The sequence below is a fragment of the Marinomonas primoryensis genome, assembly GCF_013372285.1.
In the GTDB taxonomy this organism is placed as follows: Bacteria; Pseudomonadota; Gammaproteobacteria; order Pseudomonadales; family Marinomonadaceae; genus Marinomonas; species Marinomonas primoryensis.
Window position 1 is genome coordinate 3,472,495 of sequence record NZ_CP054301.1, and the last position, 19,475, is coordinate 3,491,969.

Sequence of the window (19,475 nt, forward strand, 5' to 3'; positions counted from 1 at the left end):
TAGCATCATGAAAAATAAAAAAGCGACTAATTAAGTCGCTTTTTTATTTTCTGTAACTTAAGTGCTTACTTATAAGCTTTAATCTCTGATTTTAGTATAAATCAAATCCCAAACACCGTGGCCTAAACGCTCACCACGTTGTTCAAATTTAGTTAGTGGCCGCCATTCCGGACGAGGATGATACAAACCTTTTCCTGCCGCATTTTGATAACCCTCTTGAACCTCCATCACTTCCATCATGTATTCTGCATAAGGTTGCCAATCCGTTGCCATATGAAAGTGGCCGCCATTTTTTAATACATTCGCTACTTGTTGAGCAAATAAAGGCTGAACGATACGGCGCTTGTTGTGTTTCTTTTTATGCCAAGGATCAGGGAAAAATAATTGGAAAGCGCTCGCGGTGTTCTGAGGTAAACAATTTGCCATGATTTCTATGGCGTCATCGCAATACACCCGTAGGTTAGTAATACCCTCTTCTTTTGCCAGCATCATCAGTTTGGCGACACCTGGCGGATGCACTTCGATACCGATAAAATCTTTCTCTGGCGCATTTTTCGCCATTTCAACCAGCGACGCGCCCATACCAAAGCCTACTTCAAGCACCACATCCGATTCGCGACCAAACACAGTAGCATAGTCAATTCGACCATCAGCAAGATTCAATCCATATATCGCCCAGTTCGCATCGTAGTGTTTCTGTTGACCTTCCGTCATTCGCCCACCACGTACAACAAAGCTACGAATGGTGCGTTTTTTAATGGGTTCTTGAATGTCTGTATTTTGCTCTTGCATGGTTTCGAATCGCTTAATGTGTTCTATAGTAAAGAACCTAACGGTTATGCTCATTAGACTCAATTCGGTTATTTATCGACCATGATTTTATGGTGATCTGGCGGGCAGGTATATTACCCGAAAAACAACATTCTGTCCTGTGCTTTGTTTTCTATGCGGTCTAGTCTAATGCCACTTTAGGTGCAGTTGATCGCCACAAACGCCAAGCCAAGCAAACCCAGGCAACCAAATAGCACAGACCACCTATGGGTGTCACCGCACCTAAAAACGTGTAACCCGTTAATGCCATGATATACAAGCTGCCTGAAAATACCGTATTACCTATAAAAAATAGAACTAATATGCTTTTACAAGAAGGTACATAAGAGGACAAGGCAACGACAATAAGGCCCGCGAGCGAATGGTACATAAGATATTGGCTACCGGTATGCCACCAGCCAAGTGCTTTAACATTAAGCATGTCATTTAGGGCATGAGCGCCAAACGCACCAGCGGCAACTGATATAGCCGCTTGAATGGCGAAAAAAGCCGCCCACTTAGAAAGCGCTTTCGTTGAAGGTTTATTATTTATAGGTTCTTTGACTGAAGAAGAAACAACTGCCTCAGGTTTTTCATTAGACATCATTTATTCCAGCACGTTTAGATAACCATTACTACCAATGGCGTAATAGCGACTGTCCGCACCAAACGCCAATGCAATCACACTGGCACCGGAAGGGCGCCCTTTTGGAGTATAAAGAGTCCACTCTTTTTGAATAATACCGGTACTTACTTGAACGAGAGACACATTACTGTTCACTTCACCAATAAGAATGGATCTATCGTCTTGAGAGAAAACAGCTTGGCTAATCGTGATATTACGGTATTTCAATGCACCGGTATCGAGAACGGTTAATTCTTGCCCCGTTCTAGTCGACCAAATTTTTGCATTACCTAACTTGGCCGCACCGAACGCGTATTTACCATCGGCCGACAATGCCACACTGCCAATACGATTACTGAGGGGCCATTCGTATTTTTTTTCACCGGATTGCATATCCCAGAGAATCACATTCGAGGAATCGTCACCTGTGATACCCAGCGCTCCATCCGGTGTAATATCAACCGCACGCACCGTAGACCCCGTGCGCAATGTTTGTTTAATACCACCTCGTTTAACATCAAAGAAACGCGCAGTTTGATCGTTTAACCCAATTAAGGCGTAATCGCCGTTTTGAGTCAGTTTGACCGATTGAACATCACCTGGTGTAGTCCAAAACCCTTCTGACTTACCCGTCGTCGTATTCCATAACACTAACGTACGAGAGCCGCCAGTAGCGGCATATTGGCCACTCGGGTCGATATCGACACCAATGATCGAGGAGTATTCACCTTGAGCATGATTCCAATTAAAGCGACGTTCATTGACGGCGTTTACCCAATAACTACCACCATGCTGAATAGAACCAACTAAGGCAGACGAGCCATCATCACTCAGCACTGCAGAATATAAACCCTGCACAGCGTATTTTGCCGTTCGAACTGGGGCCTCTGCGGAACAAGACAATAGCACCGCAGAACAAAAAACAATTAAACTAAGCTTAAGCGCTTTTTTCACTGTGCGCTTCATGTAATTCCTTAATTAACTGATCCTCATATTGAAACCGATCAACCATTACCAGCGTCAACGCTTGTAATGAAAAAGGCAAAGCCTCAAGTTGAGCATTACAATGCTCTTTCGTGTCATATTTGTCGTTAAACTCAATAGCCACTTCTGTTGAGCTGTCTATAAGAGGCAATAAATTGCGCAACAGCTCAGAAGCCCCATCATCGTCAAATTCCTTCGCCTCCAATGCGAGCTGCTCATAAACAGTAAAATGACCCGCTGAAACATAATCCACCAGCATTTCACACACGCTTAGAATCTTAGGCGTGTCCGTCGGCGTAAATTCACCACGATCACGTAAATACACCCACATTTCTATTAACTGACGACGCTGCTCTAACCAACGATCGATAATCACATGAACTCCGCCCCATCGCTCTTGGGCTGTTTTACAACTTTCTAACATATGATAACTCCATCAGGTGTTCATTATTCTTAGCTTATCTCAAGCATATTCCGATACGTAATCTCCTGCAAGACAATCGCCTGAGGGGTTTTGTAACCTTTTATTAGATAAATGTTTTTTTGTTAACACGTAACGCAATAAGAATATTTATGAAGGCCATGCCGACAAAAGCCACCAAGGTCCAACCGGGAATACTAATACCCAGAAAGGTCCAAACGACGTCACCACACTCACCCGTTCCCATCACCATGGCTTGCATAATTTCTTGCCACGGAAACACGTCGAACATATAACTCAGCCCTGGTAAACACGCTGGTAACTCATCCGCTGGAAGGCTTTGCAAATACAAATGACGCACAGCCAAGGCCGCGCCAAACAAAGACAATACCACCACAACCCAAGAACATACTTGTCGCGCTTTTTGACTGGACGTTAAGGCAGATGCCAAAGACACAATCCCTATAGAGAAAAAGAAAATGCGCTGCAACATACAAAGAGGACAAGGCTCAAGCGCCATTTGATATTCCATGTAAAAAGCCACCGCCAAAAGGGCAAAAGCCGTCAATGCAACCAAACCATGAAAACGACGAGCAGATAAAAACGCAAACATATACGAAGATCCCTAAACTGACTAAATGGACATTTTTAATTAAATAACAAAACTTAAGACAGCAGCAAAATAGAAAAGTGCAAAATACCTACTGACACAACGCTTTAATGCCAGTTAGTATACTGTCAATTGGAATGAATACGAGAGCCTAACATGTCATTGATGATGTCCCTATCTAACAAGCCACGCACATTCGCGCTACTACTACTTTGCAGCGTTATGAGCAGCATAAGCTATGCAGAAGAAGACGAAAAACCGATACCGGCTTATGTAGAGTTAAAACCTAATTTTGTCGTCAATCACATAGGCAATGAATCTCAACTTAAATACATTAAAACCAGCATAAGCATTCGCACAGATGAAACCAAGAAAGAGTTAATTGAAGCAAACATGCCACTGGTCAGAGATGCCATAGTCATGTTTCTTAGCTCTCGGACCACAGAACAAGTCACCGGTGCCATCGCACGTGAGAAAACGCGCGCAGATGCTGCTATTGCAGTTAACACAGCGCTGGAAGAAGAAACAGGAACAACGCCGGTCCAAGATATTTTATTTGCGAGCTTCGTCACTCAATAAAATAAACAATAGATTAAGCAATAAAAAAGCGCCGCTTGTTGTTGTGTAAAATAACACCAACAAGCGACGCTTTATTTCAACTAGCAAAAGCAAATTCGTACTAAAGCAGATTACAACTCTTTAATGTCATCCGGACTAACGTAACCAGACAGCTTCTCGGTCGCTTCGTTATTAAAAAACTTCTCCATCTGCTCCATTACGTATTTACGTGACTCAGGCTGCATCAAATTTAACTGCTTTTCATTGATCATCATGGTTTGCAGCAACTGCCATTCTTGCCACGCTTGCTTAGAAATGTTTTGTAGAATTTCCTGACCTTTAGCACCTGGTAATGGTGCGCGATCTAGCGCTTCCATTTCTTTCTGAAACTTTTTACAAAAAACAGTATTCGCCATAAGGATCACTCGCCATCATATAGGGTATGAAATGAATAATGGCGATAACACAGCAAAATTCAAGGCTTCATGTGAATAAGCCAAGATAGTAACCCCTCCCTAACCCTCCCCTTGAAGAAAGGGGAGGGAATATTACACACCTCCCTCTACTAAGAGGAATAGAACTTTAAGCTCCTCCCCTTGCAGATATGGGGAGGGAACTTTAAGCTCCTCCCCCTGTTAAGGGGGAGGTTGGGAGGGGGTCAGTTTTTAAAAAACCACTACAAATAACTTCGAGCGAGTCCAAGCAGGATAAATACACTAATCAAAAGCAGGATGGGTGGGCGTTTGTACTTCAACCAAATAAACCCTAGGCCCACCACAACAACATCCCACCAACTCACCAGGCTTGATGTGCCGATGGGGTGATACAATGCCGCTATTAATATGCCTACTACCGCTGCGTTCAGGCTGCCCACTGCAGAACGAAAGCGCGCATGGCGAGACAACCCCTGCCATACACTTTGAGCACTCAACATAAGTAACAAGCCCGATAAAAATACCGCTACTGTCGCAACCATCGCCCATACCCAAGGATTAGCACCTCCAGGCACAGCCGAGGCCCCCAGAAAGCTGGCCATGGTAAACATAGGTCCCGGAACCGCTTGAGCCGCCGCATAGCCTAATAATAAGTTAGCATCAGACACGGTATCTGCGACAAAGGCTGACAGCATTGGGAGAACAACGTGGCCACCGCCAAAAACCAGCGCACCCGCCTGATAAAAGTCAGCAAACAAACCACTCAGCCCCGTATCCAACACAAAACTGACAAGAAACAGCGATATCGCCAAGACAAACACTAACCCTGCCCCTCTAATTTTAGGCAAAGGTTCATCGGTGGCTGAAATAACAGAAGGCGTAAGCAGTCCAACGCAAGCCGTCATGAATAAAACAATCAGACTCGCAAAGCCAAATGGATAAAACACAATAAACGCCGCACTAAACAAAGCGATAGTCGCCATTGTTTTAGACTGACAAAATGAACGCCACATGCTGACACAAGCATCCGCTACCACGACAACCGCCAACAGCTTTAAGGCATGAACGACGCCATCAAACACGGTATTGCCTTGCCAATGACTACCAAACTGAGCCAATAACACCATGACAATAAAAGAAGGCAAAGTGAAACCGATGAACGCAGCCAAGCCACCCAGATAACCTGCTCGATGATAACCTAGAGCAAAGCCAACTTGACTAGAACCAGGGCCTGGAACAATCTGGCTTAATGCTACCCATTGCGCATATTGGACATCGCTCGCCCACTTTTTTCGCTGGATAAACGTTTGATTAAAATACCCTAAATGCGCCGCCGGCCCACCAAAACTGGTGAAGCCAAGCAGTAAAAACGAAAGGAAGACCTCTGATACACGTTGAAAATAGCGGGGATTTTGATGGGGCATTGTCACTTCCAATAAATTTTGTCGTCGCGCACCCTAGAACGCGCATTCTAAGCCACTTATTTTAAATTATTTTTTCTAAAATACTTCTCACCGGCGCAGGCAAACCAAGTGCTAACGCCTCTTGTTGACTGAACCATTGGTATTTATCCCCTTCCATTATCCAATTGGCTGCTGCCATTTGAATTTGGCTTGGGGAAATATCCAGATGATAATGACTAAAAGTATGCCTAAAAGATGACAAGGGTATGACAGAGCTCACCTGTGCGCTAAATCGTTGCTCAATATGCAGCACCACTGACTCGTCAGTTGCCAGTTCAGGCAGGCTCCATAATCCACCCCAAATCCCCGTCTGAGGGCGCTTTTCTAGTAATAGCTGTTCCTGTTGATTCATTAATACCAACAACTGAATACTCTTTTCTGGCTTAGCGGCTTTTTTGGGTTTACGGATAGGAAACTGAGTGGGATCTGGCGTTTGACGACCTTCGCAGTCGCTTTCTAATGGGCAAAGCAAGCATTGCGGTTTAGAACGAGTACAAAGCGTTGCGCCTAAATCCATCATTGCTTGAGTGTAATCACCACAGCGCTCACTTGGCATGTAATTTTCAGCCAGCTCCCACATGGCATTTTCGGTTTTCTTTTCACCTGGCCAAGTGGGCACAGCATGAAAACGTGAAAGTACGCGTTTTACATTGCCATCTAAAATCGCGGCTTGGACACCACGAGAAATAGATAGAATAGCCGCCGCCGTCGAACGGCCAATGCCTGGCAACTCACACACACCTTCGACACTTTGTGGAAACTCACTGTCGAATTCATCCACCAGCATTTTCGCGGCTTTATGCATATTGCGCGCTCGAGCGTAATACCCTAGACCACTCCAGTGCGCTAGAACCTCGTCTTGCTCAGCCTGCGCTAATGCTTCAACGCTCGGAAACGACGTCATGAACTTATGGTAATACGGAATAACGGTGGTCACTTGCGTTTGCTGCAACATGATTTCAGAAATCCAGACTCGATACGGTGTTTTATTCTCTTGCCAAGGCAACGTTTTGCGCCCGTGCTCATCAAACCACGCTAAAACGCGGGGCGCAAAATTCTTAACTGGTTGCATTTCTCTCTCACGATTACAGCGGTTTAATTAATCAGCAATTAAAACAAACTTTTTAATTTTTCTTTAAGCTTCTCTTTTGCTCTTTCTGCTTCGGCTTGACGTTTTTCATCTAGCTCCGCTTTTAATCGAGCTTTTTCCGTGGCTAACTTAGCCTCTAATCTGGCTTTCTCGGTTTGTTTTTTCATTTCTAATTCCGCTTTTAGTTCGGCACCTTTTTCTTTAAGCCTTACCTTTTCAGCCTCTAGTTTGAGCTTCAGCTCATCTTTCGCTAAATTTGCAAATAACTTACCAAAGCCTTTTATATCAGGGCGACACAAACCGGCAGGGTCATCGCTAAACTGTCCTTTACATACAATAGGAAAAGCCAGTTTGGTTAACTTGGCATTTACTCGACACGCCTTATCTAGTTCGCTTCCCGCGACACCAACATTGGCCTGATAGTCCAAGGAAGAATCCGGCAGAGAAACAACACCATCGCCGGTTACCTGAATACCCGCAGAACTAATTTTTAAACCCGGCGTAGAAACCTTTCCATTCACGATATGAGCAGGAAAACGCATGATTTCAAACGGTGTGTCTGGACCAAACTGGTCTTCCTTAATGCTTTCTTTACGTATCGCGGCAATTCCTTCACAGACGGTTTTTGTTAAATTGGTTCCCACCAAAGCACCATTTTTAATTTCTACCAATAAGTCGCCTTGCAGTGATGACATCAGAGCATCGATTTGATTGCCTCTCGCGCTGAGCTCCCCGTTTAAATAGGTCGCGCCTGCGATTTTATCCATGTCCATAAAATCGACTAACAAGGGTTGGATTTGCACACCATCAATGGCGGGGGATATATCGACAACAGGCGTATTGCCTCGTACGTCCAAGCTCACTTTTGAGGTAATATCGCCCTTATATAAAGAAGCGCGCAGCGGATATATTTTCACCAAACCATTAGCCTGAGTGGAATCTAACTCTATTTTGTCTATTTTTAATTTTTTGACTGTGAGACCTTCAAACACAACACCCACATGACCGTTTAAGCTTCGGATCAAGTCGACTGGAATCAACTCACCGACATCACTGCTATTTTGTTCTGCACCAGCTACATTAGTATTCTGTACTGCCTCAGTAACATTATCCGTTTTGGCCGCCGCGATTTCTTCTGGGCTAGCTTCAACCGGGGTGGGAAGGTAACGGTCTACATTCAAGTTTTTACCCGCAATACTCACATCCCAACGTAATGGGGATAAATCCACCACCGCATTGGCTTCTATTTTCGTTTCGTCCATCGTAATCGAGATAGGCTGAGCGGTAATCGAATCCAAGCTACCTTCGAAGGTAATGTTTGCTCGCGCTTTGGTCAGCGCGGTGTCATCTGACATATCCGGTATAGGCAGATTCAAACGCGTCATCAAGTATCGTGGATTGAATTCGCCTACCGATAATACTCCCGAAAATTGCGGGCTACTCAAGACTTGATAAACTTGAATCTTGGCATCAACATTCAATCCTAACGTACTGAGCGCCAGCCCTTCTACCAAGACATTTTCTTGGGGCAAATCCAAATCGATATTGGTCGCACTTAATTTCACTTCTATTGGACTCGTTGGTAACGCATCACTAGACACATCCCCAGACAGCACAAGTGAGTCTAACGACAAGGATTCCCTTTCTGGAAACACCGCTAAATTCGCGTTCAACTTCGCTTTTAACTGTAATGGCGTGTTCCCTTGCAAATCACTTTGTGTCAGCGCAACGTCCATAGCCATTGGCCATGCTTTATCCCACTGCACATCGTTTAGTTGCACGTTAAAAGTCGCGTTAATCAATTGCTTGGTTTGTTCATCACGGTATGTGACTTGCGCGTTTTCAATGCGTAACTCATCAAGTTGGATATCAGGCAAATTCATTGGGGTCGCGCTTTCACTGGAGTCCTCGACAGAAGGCGTTGTCGTTGCAGATGAAGACCCTGATGCCGCTTGAGCGTTAGAAGCGCTTGACTCCGGTATGTCCAATTGCCAGTTTCCTTGCCCTTGTGCATCTTTGTTTAAGCTTGCTTTTAGGTTCACAAGATTCACTTTATTAACCTGAATCTTTTTTTCTAATAAAGGCAAAATAGCCAAACCAAATTCGGCGCGATCAAACTGTAAAATTTCCGCGTCTGTACCCAACGCCACGCCGATGTTTTCAAGCTCAAGGCCAAGCCAAGGAAAGAACGACCAGCTGATATCACCGTCCAAACGTAAATTAACATTGGCTTTTTCCAAAGCGACGCTTTTTAACTCATCCTTAAAGTCATTTGGATTCACAAACAGCATGATATACGCCAGCAGTACGACAATGAACGCCAATAAACTGGCAACTAATAATGAAAGTCGCTTTATCCAAACCATGAAAAACTCCTTAATGAATTAACCTAGATACAAACATTAACCCCCTCCCAACCTCCCCCTTAGCAGGGGGAGGGGTTTGGTGTTCTTACCCTTCCCAACCTTCCCAATAGTAGGCGGAAGGTTTTGCGTTCTTACACTTCTCAACTTCCCCTTAGCAGGGGGAGGAGCTTGGTGTTCTCGCCCTTCTCAACTCCCCCTTTTGTAGAAGGAGGAGTTAAAGTTCCCTCCCCTTTCTTCAAGGGGAGGGTTAGGGTGAGGTTCTGCTTTTTAAAAATCACCTAATCATAGCATTCGAAGTAAGCGTTTATCGAAGCAATAGAGACAAGTCATCAAAAAACACCCAGATAAAACATAGAAGCCAAAGAGCGCTCGTTCTATAATGGGCCACTTATGTTTTATTCAGTGGCGACTACTCGCCACAATCACTGCGGAGAAACCAATCAATGTCCGATCGCATTGCCAGTGTCGAGCGTAATACGCTTGAAACTCAGATCAAGGTGTCGATTAACCTAGACGGTACCGGTAAATTTAATTGCGTCACAGGCGTACCTTTTCTTGACCATATGCTTGAGCAAGTGGCACGTCATGGCCTAATTGACTTAGACATCCATGCGGTTGGCGATCTTCACATTGATGCTCATCACACAGTGGAAGATTTGGGTATTACACTGGGACAAGCTTTTGAAATCGCTGTTGGCGATAAAAAAGGTATTAAACGCTACGGCCATGCTTATGTTCCTTTGGACGAAGCATTGTCTCGCGTCGTCATCGATTTCTCTGGTCGTCCCGGCTTAGAAATGCACGTGCCGTTTACTCGCGGTTCAGTGGGTGGTTTTGATGTGGATCTGTTCTCTGAATTCTTCCACGGTTTTATCAACCACGCGAAAGTTACACTTCATCTAGACAACCTTCGTGGTAAGAACACACACCACCAAGCAGAAACCATTTTTAAAGCCTTCGGTCGTGCGTTACGCATGGCGTTAGAGGTTGACGAACGTATGGCAGGCCAAATGCCTTCCACTAAAGGTTGTTTGTAGGATTCTCTTAGTATGAGTAACAGCAAAAATCCCATGGGTGATATGAGAAAATCTACTGTTGCAGTCATCGACTACGGTATGGGCAACCTACATTCGGTTGCCAAAGCGCTTGAACACGTTGCAGATGAAAACACCTCCGTTATTGTGACAAGCGATCCAGCCGTCATTGATGCCGCTGATCGTGTTTTGCTTCCTGGCGTTGGCGCCATTCGTGATTGTATTGGTGAAATGCATAATGCGGGACTTGTGCCTAGCATTCGCAAAGCGATGGCGGAGAAACCGTTTCTCGCCATTTGCGTAGGCATCCAATCTTTGATGTCTCACAGTGAAGAAAACGGCGGTGTTGACTGTTTGAACCACTTTCAAGGCAACGCTCTGTTCTTTGGCGAAAAACACACAGACCATGACGGAAGCAAATTAAAAGTGCCGCACATGGGTTGGAATCAAGTCAAACATACTATTGACCACCCGCTTTGGGCTGATATTGATGACAATGCCCGCTTCTACTTTGTACACAGTTTTTATGTTGTGCCAGAGAATAAAGCAGAAGTCGCCGGCACCTGTGATTACGGCCTAGAATTCTGCGTCGCGCTCGCACGAGACAATGTTTTCGCGGTACAGTTTCACCCAGAAAAAAGCCACAAAGACGGTCTTCAGCTTTACAAGAATTTCCTTCATTGGAATGGCAAGCCATAACGTTCACTTATTCACAATCCAACGAAGATCTTTGCGCGGTATTAGGAGTCATTTATGGGCTTAGCAAAACGTATTATTCCTTGTCTTGACGTGGACAATGGTCGAGTGGTCAAAGGCGTTCAGTTCCTTGACATTCGCGACGCTGGCGATCCAGTAGAAGTGGCTAAACGCTACAACGAGCAAGGCGCCGATGAAATCACTTTTCTGGACATTACGGCCAGCTCTGACGACCGAGCAACTACCGTTCATATGGTGGAAGCCATTGCCAGCCAAGTCTTCATCCCCTTAACCGTCGGCGGTGGCATTCGCACCTGTGACGATATTCGTCGCATGTTAAACGCTGGAGCAGACAAAGTCGGCATCAATACCGCGGCGGTGTTTAATCCTGAATTTGTTCGTGAAGCCGCACAACGTTTTGGCTCACAATGCATTGTGGTTGCCATTGACGCGAAAAAAGTCAGTGCCGAAGGCGAACCTGATAAATGGGAGATTTTTACCCACGGCGGTCGTAAACCTACTGGTTTAGACGCAGTAGAATGGGCGAAAAAAATGGTCGAATACGGTGCAGGGGAAATCCTCCTAACCAGTATGGATCGTGACGGTACAAAGAATGGTTTTGACCTTGGCGTAACGCGCGCGATCAGTGAGGCCGTTCACGTACCCGTTATCGCTTCTGGCGGTGTAGGTAATCTTGATCATCTTGTCGATGGTGTTATCAAAGGCAAAGCCGATGCGGTACTCGCGGCCAGCATTTTTCACTTTGGCGAATACAGCATTCAAGAAGCCAAACAACGCATGACCGATGCGGGCATTGAAATGCGCCTATAACCGCCATTTCATCGCCCACGGTTGCTGTGAATAGAAAGCCCAAAACGCGATGTTTAGTTAACATCGCGTTTTTTTCATGGTGAAGTCTGCATATTTTGTGCACAAGGTATCTGTGACTTGCCGAAAAGAAGCTTCGACGAGTACAATCCTTAAAATTTAATTTTGCCGTATTCAATTGAAGGAAGACTTCTTGACCACTTTAACCAATGCTTTGCAAGCGCTGGAAACTCATTGCCAGCAAGCCACGACAACGTCTGCATTAACATTTCATCGTGGCGTGGAACGAGAAGCGCTACGAGTTGATCGTTCCGAAGGGCACATTTCACACAAACCTCACCCCAAAGCATTAGGTTCTGCGTTAACTCACAGCTCCATTACAACGGATTACTCAGAGTCTTTGATGGAATTCATTACGCAGGTTCATCCTAGCGTTGAAGGCGTCATTAAAGAATTGGACGATATCCATAACGTGGTTAATCATGAACTCTACAAGCAAGACGAATGCTTATGGCCTGCCAGTATGCCGTGTTACTTGGCGGGCAATGAAGATGTCCCGATTGCGTATTTTGGTGAATCGAATACAGGACAACTAAAGCGCACTTATCGTGAAGGCTTGTCTAATCGCTATGGTCGTATCATGCAGTGCATTGCAGGTATGCATTACAACTTCTCGTTTGATCAAGACTTCTGGTCTTTCTTAGAAAGCTATAAAGGCAAAACAGCTCTTTCTCAAGCAGAAAAACAAGCCTTTCAATCGGACAGCTATTTCGCTTTGATTCGTAATTTTCGCCGTAGCTCTTGGATGCTGTCATTATTGTTTGGCGCTTCCCCTGCGATTGACGAAAGCTTTTTACCGAAAAAGCCTGACAGCTTAGAAAAGCTTGAAAAACACACGTGGTTTGGCCCTAAAGCGACATCGCTTCGAATGAGCGACCTTGGTTATCAGAACAAAGCTCAAGCGGATTTGTATGTTTGCTATAACGAAGTCGATACGTACATCAGTACCGTCAAGAAAGCGCTGCAAACACCATATCAGCGCTACCAAGACATTGGTGTGAAGGTCGACGGTCTGTACCGTCAGTTAAACAGCAATCTTTTGCAAATTGAAAACGAGTATTACAGCGACATTCGCCCTAAACGTGTCACTCAGCCAGGCGAACACCCAAGCGCTGCATTGCAAGCGAGAGGCGTTGAATACATTGAAGTACGTATTATGGACCTAGACCCTAGCTCTTCCATTGGCATGCAGTCTTCTACCTTGTATTTCATTGATGTCTTCTTGCTGTATTGCATGTTGCGCGGCGACGAACGCCTAGGCAGTGCAGAATGCAACCAGCTACGTAAAATGCAGCAAGAAATTGCGTCTCATGGCCGAGATTTAGACATGAACTTCGATTTTGGCCAAGGCCCAGTAAAACTGCGTGATAAAGCAGAAAACATGCTTGATGCTCTGACGGAAGTCGCGGATTTTTTATCTACTAAAACAGGCAACTCTGCTTATCAACAAGCGGTTGAGGTTCAAAAAGAAAAATTAACCAACGAAGCCCTTTTACCTTCTGCTCTTTTATTAGAGCGCAGTAAAGCAGAACAAGGCTACCAAAGTGCCATGCTGACCTTATCAAAAGAACAACAAGCAAACTGGATGGCTTGCCCTTTATCTGACGAATTGACGCACGAATTCATGGAGAAAGCAGAACGTTCTTTACGCGAACAAGAAGCTATTGAAGCGGCGGATGAGGTGGATTTCGATACCTTCTTAAAAGGGTATTTAACACCACAATAAATTAGCCGTACACAATTCACTAGATGTAAAAAAAGCCTCATATGAGGCTTTTTTTCGTTAACGCAAGCAAGCCTGCCGCTTTAAGCATTTGGCGAAACTGGAATCCCTTCAAGATTATCAAGTACCAACCATTCAGCCAGCTTGATACGCAGATCATCAACTCCGTCACCACTCAACGATGAAAAGGTCTGTACCGTGCCATCAACGCCGTGCTCTTTAATCGCTTTTTGAACGGCTAACATGGTTGATTTTGCTGGCCCACGCTTTAGCTTGTCCGATTTTGTTAATAAGACATGCACCTTCATTCCATTGGACTTAGCCCAGTCCAGCATCATTTCATCAAACTCTTTTAATGGGTGGCGGATATCCATTACTAAAACAACACCAGCCAAAGAGCGACGATTCATCAAATAGTCTTGCATGTGTGCCTGCCAGACTTTTTTCATAGCAATAGGAACTTTTGCAAAACCGTAACCTGGAAGGTCAATTAAACGACGATCTTCAACGTTTATCCCAAAGCAATTGATAAGCTGAGTTCGACCCGGTGTTTTTGAAGTCCGCGCTAATTTCTTTTGGTTCGTAAGGGTATTTAATGCCGTCGATTTACCGGCATTCGAGCGGCCTGCAAATGCGACCTCTACACCTTGGTCTAGAGGACATTGAGAAAGCTTCTCAGCACTCTTAATAAAGTGTGCGGACTGGAAATTTGAGTCAAAAGGGGTCATAAGTTGATATTCGTCAGTAGATTCGGATTGGCATTCATATTTATTTCATTAGCTGTATATAATGCCAGCAAACACGGTGATATGCCATGTTAAACCATCAAAGTCGGCAGAATCACGTTAATTGACCTAATTTAAGGCTACTACGATTTACGATTATTACAAAAATGCATAAATAAGAATTCGCCGACGGTTTTCTTCATGTAAATATTATGTAAACTTACTAATAAAATAGAACCTTCAGCCTTAAATAGAATCGTATTTTGTTGCAATTCTGTGCATGATATAAAAATTACTTTGATTAACATGATTAGGAGCAATTCATGATAAAGCTGTTTTCAGCGCTGATACTTTCTTTCCTTATCCCACTTACGGCAGCCGCTGCCGAGTACAGTGATGGTAATGGTTACACAACCATCAAAACACCGGTACGCACCAGTGATCCAAGCAAAATAGAAGTGACTGAAATCTTTTGGTACGGATGTCCGCACTGCTACAAACTTGAACCCATCACTCGGGCCTGGGAAGAGAATATGCCAAGTGATGTTGACTTCAAATTCTTACCTGCTGTTTTCGGCCGTGGTTGGTTAGCGCATGCAAAAGCCTTCTACGTGGCAGACTTACTTGGTATTGAGCATAAACTGCGTGCAGATCTTTTTAATGCTATCCATGTTGAGCGTCGTAACCTAAATTCTGAAGACGCACTTGCTAGCTTTTTTGTAAACTATGGCGTTAGTGAAGATGAGTTCCGTAAACAGTACGACTCTTTTGCTGTCAACAGCCGTTTGAGTCAAGCCGACGCGAAAATACGTGCTTATGGCGCTCGTGGTGTTCCAGGGTTAATCGTCAATGGCAAATACCTCGTGACGGCAGAAACCGCTAATGGCAATGAAAATATTTATAAAGTAATCGATTTTCTGATCGAAAAAGAACGTCAAAAATAATATAAAATGAGGCGATATGACGGAATCATCGAGTGATAAACTGATTGAAGTATTACGTAAAGCGGTTTCCAGAACCAGCATGCTGGCAGAAGGAAATGACCCTGAACTTGATTCCGTTGTTCGCCAAATTCGCCAAGCCGTCAATAAAGGGGCAAAGGCCCAAGAAATACAAGATGTACTCAACAATGCCGAGCCACTCTTAATCAAAAGTGACGAGGCCCTAACAGATAGAGCCAAGCAAGTTCGCAGTACATTACAAGAGTTGATTGACCTTCTCGAAAGACAAACAAGCAGAAGGGTTCCTCAAAATGAGAAGAAGCAGCTCGAAGCTCAAATACGCTCGAACTGGCAAGTATCATCACAATGGCCTCAGCTTCTAAAAGGCTTTTTAACGCTTGCAGAGAACACCTTAAATCAACCTGAAGACGTAACAAGCCAATCTAAGAGTTCTTTTTTAAAACGCTTTTTTAACCGGAACCCTGATTCAGCACCTAAAAATAATGATCAAGAAATTATGGTGCAAATTAGCCACACATTTGCAGGGCTAATGAATAATTTATCGCTTCCAAGCATCTATGATGAAGACATCGTTGATCTTAAAAGAGCATTACTGGGAAATAGCAATATTCAACAACTTCCAGGATTGCTTGATGAAGTTATTAACTTCATCATGATCGCCATAGGTAAAACCCAAGAAAGTTTGACGAATTATTTAACCCAGCTAAATAAACAACTCGCTAGCATCAATGAATCTATCTCCACCAGCTACCATTCACAAAAATCACTGTCTGAAAGTAGAGAAGGCTTTAACACAAAACTTCAAATGCAAGTTGAAGACACGTCGTTAGCCATCAATGGTGTAAAAGATTTAGATAGCTTAAAAAGCCTCATTAATGATCGACTGTCGACTATTTCAAGTACCATGACAGAACATCGAGCACAAATGATAGAGCAGGAAAAGCATTCAGCTCAATCCATCACATCACTGAAAAACAAAGTGACTCGAATGGAAAAAGACACCGCATCACTGCGTACTCTGTTACAAGAAAAACTTGCTCAGGCGATGACAGATTCTTTAACCGATTTACCGAACCGCACCGCCTATCAAGACACCATTCTGCCACTCTGTAAAATCATGCAGAAGACCAAGAAACCCATTTGTTTAGCGGTTTGTGACATAGATCACTTTAAGAGAGTAAATGACTCTTGGGGGCATCTCGCAGGCGACAAAGTACTAAGACTAGTACCAAAACAAATTCGCAGCGTTTTATTAAAAGAAGATCTCATGTTCCGTTATGGTGGCGAAGAGTTCGTCATTGCGTTCCCAAACACCTCACTTCCTCAAGCCATTGAACGCGCAGAAGCCATTCGACTTGCGGTAGTCAAAACACCTTTCAATATGCAGGGTGAACCAGTTTCAATTTCCATATCTATTGGTATCGCCGAGCTTAACGCTCAAGAAGAACCAGAGTCGTTATTTTCCCGAGCTGACAAACAGCTATATCTAGCAAAAGAGGCTGGCCGAAATAAGGTCATGGGGAATAAATAGAACCGAAAATCGGTATCAGAGCCTTGCAGTCGCGGTTACAATGACCACTCACCATTAAATACACCTTGTCAAAAGCTGTTAAAGAGCTGTTACACAAAGAAAGCGGCGTGCGATGCCACCATTAGGATGAAGTAGTTTATGCAAGACGATCAGAAAAAAACCACAGATTTTGGTTTTAAAGAAATTCCTACCGATGAAAAAGTAAAAGCCGTCGCGCAAGTTTTTCATTCCGTCGCCACAAAATACGACATAATGAATGACCTTATGTCTGGTGGCGTTCATCGCCTTTGGAAACGCCATACAATTAGTCAATCGGGTGTTCGCGCTGGGAATTGTGTATTAGACATCGCTGGCGGAACAGGCGATTTAACACTTAAATTTTCACGCTTAGTGGGCAGTGAAGGACACGTTATTTTAGCGGATATCAATGATTCAATGCTAAAGGTTGGTCGTGACAAATTGGCTAATAACGGCATTATTGGTAACGTGAAGTTTGTTCAAGCCAATGCCGAAGCATTGCCTTTTCCTGATGATACTTTCGATTGCATTACCATCGCGTTTGGTTTGCGTAATGTCACCGATAAATCCAAAGCACTCGCGTCTATGTATCGTGTTTTAAAACCTGGCGGCCGCTTATTGGTTCTGGAATTTTCTAAACCAGAGTCTGAGCTACTTTCTCAAGTCTACGACCAATATTCTTTTCGTCTGCTGCCAGCAATGGGTAAGTTGATTGCTAACGATTCTGAAAGTTACCGCTATCTTGCCGAATCCATCCGCATGCACCCAGACCAAGAAACCTTAAAAAGTATGATGAATGACGTTGGATTTGAGCGCACAAGTTACCAAAATTTAACGGGCGGCATTGTAGCGCTTCATAAAGGATTTAAATTCTAATCATGTTGACCAGCTTTTTTCGATTACTGCGCATACTATTCACCGTCATGCGCTTTCGTCTTGATGTTTTTATTCCTTTCGCCTTATTGCCTTGGTATATCAGCTATACGCTTGGCCTAGTTTGTTCTATTGGTCGCAAGCGCGCCAGTAAAAATAAGGGCGAGCGACTTCGTCTTGCACTAGAGTCCCTTGGCCCTATTTTCGTTAAATTTGGACAAATTTTATCCACGCGACGTGATTTGCTTGACGACGATATCGCTGATGAACTGGCAAAACTTCAAGATAAAGTGCCTGCTTTTTCTGGTGATGTGGCTCAAGCTATTATCGAAAGAGACCTGAAAGCGCCAGTCAGTGAACTCTTTGCGGAATTTTCTACTATTCCATTGGCCTCAGCGTCAATAGCACAAGTTCATACTGCCAAGCTCCATTCTGGCGAAGACGTTGTTATAAAAGTTATTCGTCCAAAAATAGAAAAGACCATCAGCAAGGATATTGGTCTGCTTTATACCTTGGCACACCTTGTTGCCAATATGAGTGATGACGGCCGACGCTTAAGACCTGTTGAAGTTGTAACCGATTACGAATACACCATACTGGATGAACTGGATCTCGCGAAAGAAGCCGCAAATACGGGGTTGTTACAACGTAATTTCATGGATTCCGATTTACTCTATGTACCGCAGGTTTATTGGGATTATAGCCACCGTAATGTCATGGTGATGGAACGTATCTCTGGCATTCCCGTTGCCGATATTGCGGCTCTAAACAAAGCCAACGTGGACATGAAATGCTTAGCTGAACGAGGGGTTGAGATCTTTTTCACGCAAGTTTTTTCTCACAGCTTTTTCCACGCAGATATGCACCCTGGCAATATTTTCGTTGATGCCAGCAACCCGCAGAAACCTAAATACATTGCGATTGATTGCGCTATCATGGGAAGCTTGGACGATGCAGACAAAAGCTATTTAGCGCGTAATCTATTGGCCTTTTTCCAACGAGATTATCGTTTGGTCGCCAAATTGCACGTCGAAAGCGGTTGGGTTCCGAAAGGCACCCCCGTCCATGCTTTTGAGTCGGCTATCCGTAGCGTTTGCGAGCCCATGTTCGCAAAACCATTAAAAGACATCTCCTTTGGACAAGTACTAATCGGTTTATTCCAAACGGCTCGTCGCTTTAACATGGAAGTACAACCACAGTTGGTTTTATTAGAAAAAACACTGCTCAATATTGAAGGCTTGGGTCGTCAACTTTATCCAGATTTAGACCTCTGGGTGACTGCCAAGCCGTTCCTAGAACGATGGATGCGCGAACAAGTCGGTCCAAAACGCGTCATTGAAGAGGTCCGTAAACAAGCGCCACAGTGGGCTGGTCAGCTTCCACAGATACCTAATTTGATTTTTACGGCATTATCGCAAATGTCACATCAGGAAGAGCGCATGCAAGCACAAACGCATGCGATTAATGAGCTGGGTAAAGAGCTTAAAAAAGGCCGACATAATCTGCCTTTTCGCTTGCTCGGCTTATTCAGTCTAGCTGCCGCTTGGGTGGTAACGGACCCGGCGTCTCTGAACCATATAAAAGACGCTGATTTGACCAGTTTAGGGTTATTTTTGGCGGGCGTTTACTTGCTTGTCCTAAAACCGTAACATTCGAGAGACTAT

19 protein-coding genes are annotated in these 19,475 nt (G+C 44.2%); 9 read left to right on the forward strand and 10 right to left on the reverse strand.

Going from position 1 to position 19,475, the window contains the following annotated elements; all coding sequences use genetic code 11:
• Window positions 1-78: 78 nt before the first annotated feature.
• The 5 genes from trmB to MP3633_RS16170 all read right to left on the reverse strand — a co-directional run bounded on the left by trmB (window position 79) and on the right by MP3633_RS16170 (window position 3,453).
• Complete coding sequence (trmB, locus tag MP3633_RS16150) at window positions 79-792, reverse strand: tRNA (guanosine(46)-N7)-methyltransferase TrmB (protein WP_176336849.1); 714 nt, start codon at window positions 790-792, stop codon at window positions 79-81.
• 160 nt (window positions 793-952) lie between these two features.
• Window positions 953-1,417 carry a DUF423 domain-containing protein gene (locus MP3633_RS16155; protein ID WP_176336303.1) on the reverse strand — a complete coding sequence of 155 codons (465 nt, stop codon included), beginning with the start codon at window positions 1,415-1,417 and terminating at the stop codon, window positions 953-955.
• Complete coding sequence (locus MP3633_RS16160; protein ID WP_176336304.1) at window positions 1,418-2,401, reverse strand: WD40 repeat domain-containing protein; 984 nt, start codon at window positions 2,399-2,401, stop codon at window positions 1,418-1,420. It abuts the gene before it with no gap.
• On the reverse strand, window positions 2,373-2,843 hold the full coding sequence (gene rsd, locus MP3633_RS16165) for a sigma D regulator (protein WP_112141225.1): 471 nt from the start codon (window positions 2,841-2,843) through the stop codon (window positions 2,373-2,375). The genes MP3633_RS16160 and rsd overlap by 29 nt, the downstream gene beginning before the upstream one ends.
• A 103-nt stretch (window positions 2,844-2,946) precedes the next feature.
• Complete coding sequence (locus tag MP3633_RS16170; protein ID WP_176336305.1) at window positions 2,947-3,453, reverse strand: disulfide bond formation protein B; 507 nt, start codon at window positions 3,451-3,453, stop codon at window positions 2,947-2,949.
• A 219-nt stretch (window positions 3,454-3,672) separates the two neighbouring features.
• On the opposite strand from MP3633_RS16170, the gene MP3633_RS16175 reads away from it, so the two are divergent.
• Window positions 3,673-4,029: a flagellar basal body-associated FliL family protein gene (locus tag MP3633_RS16175; RefSeq protein WP_244959704.1), complete on the forward strand. Its 357-nt coding sequence runs from the start codon at window positions 3,673-3,675 to the stop codon at window positions 4,027-4,029.
• A 110-nt stretch (window positions 4,030-4,139) separates the two neighbouring features.
• Here MP3633_RS16175 and MP3633_RS16180 read toward each other — a convergent pair whose 3' ends face one another.
• The 4 genes from MP3633_RS16180 to MP3633_RS16195 form a co-directional block, all read right to left on the reverse strand.
• On the reverse strand, window positions 4,140-4,424 hold the full coding sequence (locus MP3633_RS16180; protein WP_176336307.1) for an oxidative damage protection protein: 285 nt from the start codon (window positions 4,422-4,424) through the stop codon (window positions 4,140-4,142).
• 260 nt (window positions 4,425-4,684) lie between these two features.
• Entirely contained in the window at window positions 4,685-5,866 is a 1,182-nt protein-coding gene (gene chrA / locus MP3633_RS16185; protein ID WP_176336308.1) for a chromate efflux transporter, read from the reverse strand.
• Between the two features lie 61 nt (window positions 5,867-5,927).
• Window positions 5,928-6,977, reverse strand: a complete 1,050-nt coding sequence (mutY, locus tag MP3633_RS16190) for an A/G-specific adenine glycosylase (protein WP_176336309.1) — start codon at window positions 6,975-6,977, stop codon at window positions 5,928-5,930.
• A 38-nt stretch (window positions 6,978-7,015) separates the two neighbouring features.
• The gene (locus tag MP3633_RS16195; RefSeq protein WP_176336310.1) at window positions 7,016-9,361 is read right to left on the reverse strand and encodes an AsmA family protein; all 2,346 of its coding nucleotides are present in this window, start codon (window positions 9,359-9,361) and stop codon (window positions 7,016-7,018) included.
• Window positions 9,362-9,804: 443 nt separating this feature from the next.
• Between MP3633_RS16195 and hisB the strand changes: the two genes are divergently transcribed.
• From hisB to gshA, 4 genes are all read left to right on the forward strand, one after another.
• The gene (gene hisB / locus MP3633_RS16200; protein WP_112141253.1) at window positions 9,805-10,398 is read left to right on the forward strand and encodes an imidazoleglycerol-phosphate dehydratase HisB; all 594 of its coding nucleotides are present in this window, start codon (window positions 9,805-9,807) and stop codon (window positions 10,396-10,398) included.
• 33 nt (window positions 10,399-10,431) lie between these two features.
• Entirely contained in the window at window positions 10,432-11,094 is a 663-nt protein-coding gene (gene hisH / locus MP3633_RS16205; protein ID WP_176336850.1) for an imidazole glycerol phosphate synthase subunit HisH, read from the forward strand.
• 54 nt (window positions 11,095-11,148) lie between these two features.
• A complete protein-coding gene (hisF, locus tag MP3633_RS16210; protein ID WP_176336311.1) occupies window positions 11,149-11,922 on the forward strand; it encodes an imidazole glycerol phosphate synthase subunit HisF in 774 nt (257 codons plus the stop codon).
• A 190-nt stretch (window positions 11,923-12,112) separates the two neighbouring features.
• A complete protein-coding gene (gshA, locus tag MP3633_RS16215; RefSeq protein WP_176336312.1) occupies window positions 12,113-13,705 on the forward strand; it encodes a glutamate--cysteine ligase in 1,593 nt (530 codons plus the stop codon).
• Between the two features lie 80 nt (window positions 13,706-13,785).
• Here the strand turns inward: gshA and yihA are convergent, their stop codons facing one another.
• The gene (yihA, locus tag MP3633_RS16220; protein ID WP_112141260.1) at window positions 13,786-14,430 is read right to left on the reverse strand and encodes a ribosome biogenesis GTP-binding protein YihA/YsxC; all 645 of its coding nucleotides are present in this window, start codon (window positions 14,428-14,430) and stop codon (window positions 13,786-13,788) included.
• A gap of 320 nt (window positions 14,431-14,750) precedes the next feature.
• Here yihA and MP3633_RS16225 point away from each other — a divergent pair, with 320 nt between their 5' ends.
• The 4 genes from MP3633_RS16225 (at window position 14,751) to ubiB (ending at window position 19,460) form a co-directional block, all read left to right on the forward strand.
• Window positions 14,751-15,371, forward strand: a complete 621-nt coding sequence (locus MP3633_RS16225; protein WP_176336313.1) for a thiol:disulfide interchange protein DsbA/DsbL — start codon at window positions 14,751-14,753, stop codon at window positions 15,369-15,371.
• A gap of 16 nt (window positions 15,372-15,387) precedes the next feature.
• On the forward strand, window positions 15,388-16,920 hold the full coding sequence (locus MP3633_RS16230; protein ID WP_176336314.1) for a GGDEF domain-containing protein: 1,533 nt from the start codon (window positions 15,388-15,390) through the stop codon (window positions 16,918-16,920).
• A 138-nt stretch (window positions 16,921-17,058) separates the two neighbouring features.
• Window positions 17,059-17,814 (forward strand): bifunctional demethylmenaquinone methyltransferase/2-methoxy-6-polyprenyl-1,4-benzoquinol methylase UbiE, encoded by a 756-nt coding sequence (ubiE, locus tag MP3633_RS16235; RefSeq protein WP_112141266.1) that lies wholly within the window; start codon window positions 17,059-17,061, stop codon window positions 17,812-17,814.
• 2 nt (window positions 17,815-17,816) lie between these two features.
• Window positions 17,817-19,460, forward strand: a complete 1,644-nt coding sequence (gene ubiB, locus MP3633_RS16240) for a ubiquinone biosynthesis regulatory protein kinase UbiB (RefSeq protein ID WP_176336315.1) — start codon at window positions 17,817-17,819, stop codon at window positions 19,458-19,460.
• The last annotated feature ends 15 nt before the right edge of the window (window positions 19,461-19,475 follow it).